Annotated in this window: 4 protein-coding genes; 3 read left to right on the top strand and 1 reads right to left on the bottom strand. The window is 53.1% G+C overall.

From position 1 onward, the window contains the following. From QSH13_RS18275 to QSH13_RS18265, 3 genes are all read left to right on the top strand, one after another. Nucleotides 1-886, top strand: an 886-nt coding sequence (locus tag QSH13_RS18275) for an integrating conjugative element protein (RefSeq protein ID WP_286047534.1), incomplete at its 5' end; no start/stop codon positions are given. Continuing rightward, a complete protein-coding gene (locus QSH13_RS18270; protein WP_286039438.1) occupies nt 887-1,225 on the top strand; it encodes a hypothetical protein in 339 nt (112 codons plus the stop codon). Further along, complete coding sequence (locus QSH13_RS18265; protein ID WP_286039437.1) at nt 1,222-2,739, top strand: conjugal transfer protein TraG N-terminal domain-containing protein; 1,518 nt, start codon at nt 1,222-1,224, stop codon at nt 2,737-2,739. Before QSH13_RS18270 ends, QSH13_RS18265 begins: the two co-directional genes overlap by 4 nt. Nucleotides 2,740-2,771: 32 nt before the next feature. On the opposite strand, the gene QSH13_RS18260 is transcribed toward QSH13_RS18265, so the two are convergent. After that, nucleotides 2,772-3,185, bottom strand: coding sequence for a DUF3742 domain-containing protein (locus tag QSH13_RS18260; RefSeq protein WP_286039436.1), 414 nt, complete (start codon nt 3,183-3,185; stop codon nt 2,772-2,774). Between the last annotated feature and the right edge of the window lie 93 nt (nt 3,186-3,278).

The raw sequence follows: 3,278 nt of genomic DNA, 5'->3' as shown, positions 1-3,278 counted from the left end.
CATTATCAACAGCGGGGATGGTGATGCGGTCGGGACGATGAATCAGGTGGAAAAAAAGCCGGACGGTAAGGCCGGCGTGCCGTGGATAGGAGGGGAGAAACGGGGCGGTGCGGGTCAGAAAGCCATTGTACCGGCGCAGGATTTTGCCCAGGCCGGCTTTAATATCATGAACGGTCTGCCGGCAACCAGTACGGCCCCGGTGCCGGCCGGCCAGTGTACCGGGGCGGCGTGCCGGCGCTTTGCCAACAGTGAGGAGGCCGCTCAGGTGGTGACACAGGTGCTGGGCAGCAAATCGGTCCGCACCTGCACCAATCCGGCGGATTGTCAGAGCGGTGGTGAGGCAAACCAGCCGGGTAGTTCCCAGCCGGGAACCGGGCTGGCGCCGGTGCTGGAGACCACCACCCGGGAAAATCTGGAACAGTTGCATAAACTGGTGAACAGCCGGGGCGCGGTCAGTGCGGCGGATTTGGCGAAACTGAAAACCGGCAGCCTGACGGTCTCCCGGGGCGTGATTGAAGCCCTGCGCCGGGATCCGGATAAAACGGCGTTAACACAGCGTCTGGCCGGTGAGCTGGCGATGGCGGATACGATGGAGCTGGCGCTGACGATGCGCCGTATGCTGATCACCGGCCAGGGGGAGCCGAATGCCGGTAATTTTCCGAAAGCCCGGGAGATCGGTAATCAGTCGGTTGACCAACTGGATCGCGAAATCGGGATGCTGCAAACGGAAATGGAAGTGCGTAAATCCATTGCCAATAATGCGATGCTGACGGTGATTGAGCGTGATCAGCAACGGACACAGGCGAATCCGGCTACCCAGACCCCGGATAATACGGATGTGCGTGTACAGGGGCTGGAGCAAAACAGTAACACCGGAGGACGTTAAATGACGAAAGGAAAAACCGGGCGCCGGTTATGGCCGGTGCTGAAAGTGACCGGGCTGACCCTGCTCAGTATGGTGGTGTTGCTGGCTGTGGCTCAGCTGGGGCTGAGTTATTACGGTGAGGCGGACAGTCTGCGCCGGGCGTTTTACCGTGCCCGCTGGTTCTGGCTGGTCTGGCGGTGTGTGTTGTACGGGATGGTTACCGTCGAATTATGGAAACTGTATCACCACCCGAAAGTCAGTGAGACGGCCCGGCGCAGTCTGAAGCGCAGCGGACTGGCGATGGCCGCCTTTGTGGCGGTGAGTGAATGGTCTGTCTGGGCGGGAGGTGACGGCTTATGATGACAAACAGTTATCTCGAGTATTTTCTCACGCTGCTGGCCTGGGTGGTGAATAACGGATTGTGGTCGGTACTGACCAGCACCGGGCTGTTTGCGCTGCCGCTGGCTTTTAAAGTGGCGGGGATTTGGCTGAAGGTGCGGGAAGAGGGGGAGGATGAAGGTAACAAAGGCTCGCTGGCGATTGTGCGCATCGAGAACGCCCTCTACGGGGCTTTTGTGGTGATCCTCTTTTGTTGTGTGCCGTTGATGGAAGTGAGTGTCAGTACCCTGCAATTTGATACCAGCCGGGCCAAAACCTGCGGCAGCTGGACACCGGTGAAGCCGGAGGAATCCGGTTACAGCGGTGTGGTGTCATCACTGGATAATCAGACAGCCAAAATCCCGCTGTGGTGGATGCTGGTACATAAGCTGTCGAAAGGGGTGACTCAGGCGGCGGTGGCCAGCATTCCGTGCCGGCCGGATTTGCGTCAGGTGCGTTTTGAGGTGCAGCACAGCAACATTAAAAATCCGGCACTGGCTGCCGCACTTCAGGATTTTACCGATGATTGTTATTCACGTGCGCTGTATGACTGGAAAGCGAAAGATCAGGGAAAAACGCAGGATGAGAAAACGTTGCAGGATATTACCTGGATAGGTTCGGTGACGTTTATGAAAGGGGAATATCATCAGATCCAGTCCCGGACACCGTGGGCGGGCTTTCCCTGGGATGCCGGCCGGGATGACGGGTATGCGAATGTCAACGGTAACGGTTACCCGACCTGTTATCAGTGGTGGAATGATGCGAATGCGGGCTTACTGAAACTTGTCAAAGAGCAGACCGATGAAGGAATGTGGCTGCGTGCCCGGGCAGCGATGAAGCTGATTAATAAAAACTCGAAAGAGTTTGAGGAGGCCATCGTCCGCCGGCTGGTGAGTCCGGCGAATCTGGATGTCTCCGGCGGCCGGGTATACCGGGGATACGGGGGTAATGCGGATATGACGGTGATGAATGAGCTGGCCAGAATGGGAGGGGTAGCCGGGACTTCGCTGGCGTCACTGGGGGCATTCCCTGCCTTTGATACGATGCGCCAGTCCTTACCGATGATGCAGGGGCTGATATTAATGGCGGTGTATATCATGATCCCGATGATACTGCTGTTTTCGGCGTATGAATTTAAGACGGCGATAACGGTGACGTTTGTGATATTTGCGCTGAACTTTCTGACCTTCTGGTGGGAGCTGGCACGCTGGATAGACAGCTGGATGATGGAGGCACTGTATAATTCCGATACGCACAGCCAGTGGAATATGAACGGGATCCAGAACACGTCTGATGATGTCATTATGAACCTGGTGATGGGGACGATGTTTTTGGTGTTGCCTGCATTGTGGATGGGCGCATTGGGTTGGGCTGGTGTTAATTTAGGTGGTGCGTTATCTAAGGCAATGCAGGATGGTCCTAAAGTAGCACAAAATACAGGAGGCAAAGCTGGCCAAGTGGCTGAACAAGCCGTATCGAAAAAAATAGCAAAATAAATGATTATAGCCAGTTAATATTTATTAATTGGCTAATCATCCAATTTAATGGTTCCTGAATCATCTGTGTACCATCCATCCCCCTGATTTCCGCTCATATACACAGAACCATAGTCATCATCTGAATTTGTTAAGTAATCGGAAGTACTTTCAGTATTTATTATATCTGAAATGCTATTCCCAAAGTTTTCTACTACAGAAAACAAAATTACCAGCATTCCAAAAGCGAATAGGATGTACAAACTGAAATAAGCCAGTAATGCGATGACCGCAAGAGTTATGGATACCAGTGGAATATGTCCCAGCCAACCCGGCGTATTTTTGCTTTTGGCTCTTGCCACGCAGCTCTTATCGAATGCCTTTAATTTTTTGATTAGCCATTTTGTTTTATGAGCCACTTTTACACCCCAGTGTTCTCCCCGGGAAATAGTTATTTTATCACTCATTTTTCCCTCCGGTCAGTAATCAGTGAGTCTGAGTTGTCTCATACCTGTTGTTTGTCTTTAGTACAATTTTAGGTTGATTTTTAATCGTTGTCT

The organism is Proteus faecis (assembly GCF_030286765.1).
In the GTDB taxonomy this organism is placed as follows: Bacteria; Pseudomonadota; Gammaproteobacteria; order Enterobacterales; family Enterobacteriaceae; genus Proteus; species Proteus faecis.
This window is presented reverse-complemented; position numbering and strand designations above follow the sequence as displayed.